Raw genomic sequence first — 943 nt, 5'->3', positions numbered from 1 at the left:
GGTCGAGCTCGATGTCCTCGAGCACCTCCTCCTCGATCTCGACGTCGTCCGGGACCTCCTGCGGCGGCGGCGGGGCCGGCGGCGGCGGCGGCGGGGGCTGGATCTGCTGCGTCTGCTCGATGTCCTCGAGCTCGATGATCTCCTGCGCGTCGTCCATCATCACGACGTCGTCGCCGTCCGGGAGCGGCACCGTGAAGGCGGCGATCACCAGACCGAGGGACACGAGGAGCCCGAGCTGCAGGAACAGCGGATACTTCCTCTTGAGGTCGGCTTTGGGGGTTTTGTAGAGGGCCATGTCAGAGAGGGGGGAGGGCGGCCGAATCCGGCCTCGACGGAAGGTAGGGCCGGCGGGGGCGTCGGTGCGAGTCCGTTCGCGAAAACGGTGAAGCGCCGCGATCCGTGCCTCCCGTACAGACACGGGCCCGTCGCAGAAGTTGCTCCGCCTTCAGCGGAGGCGGAAGGTGACGGGGACGGCGAACCGGACCTTCACCGGGCGCCCGCGCTGCTGGCCCGGCGTGAACTGGCTCTCGCGGACGGCCTTGAGCGCGGCCTCCGACAGGAGCTCGTTCGGGGACCGGAGGACGATGGGGTCGACGACGTTCCCCCGCTCGTCGACGACGAACTGGACGACGACCTGGCCCTCGATCCCGACGCGCCGCGCCATCTCCGGGTACTCGATCCGGCCCTGGAGCCCGGCCAGCCCGCCGATCAACTCCGGCTGGACCTCCGCGACGACGTGGACGAGGTCCGAGTCGTCGATTGCGTCCGGCAGGACCGGGGCCTCGGGCGGGTCAGGTGTCGGGATCACGACCACGGGCGGCTCCGGCTTGGGCGGTGTCGAGTCGACGGGCGCGACGTCCTCGAAGGACAGGTCGATGGTGTCGATGATGTCCTCGATGTCGACCTCGTCCGAGACCTCGACTGGCGGGGGTGGGGCCGGCGG

Annotated in this window: 1 protein-coding gene and 1 pseudogene; both read right to left on the bottom strand. The window is 70.4% G+C overall.

Features of this window, described 5'->3' with window-relative positions; all coding sequences use genetic code 11:
- Positions 1 to 295 (bottom strand): annotated as a pseudogene (locus BSZ37_RS20120) (energy transducer TonB); the annotation flags it as partial.
- A 150-nt stretch (positions 296 to 445) separates the two neighbouring features.
- The coding region (locus BSZ37_RS22720; RefSeq protein ID WP_095512477.1) for an energy transducer TonB at positions 446 to 943 on the bottom strand (498 nt) is incomplete at its 5' end.

Source organism: Rubrivirga marina, assembly GCF_002283365.1.
Lineage (GTDB): Bacteria > Bacteroidota > Rhodothermia > Rhodothermales > Rubricoccaceae > Rubrivirga > Rubrivirga marina.
Note: the sequence above shows the minus strand (reverse complement) of the source record. Positions and strands in the feature narration are given on the sequence as shown.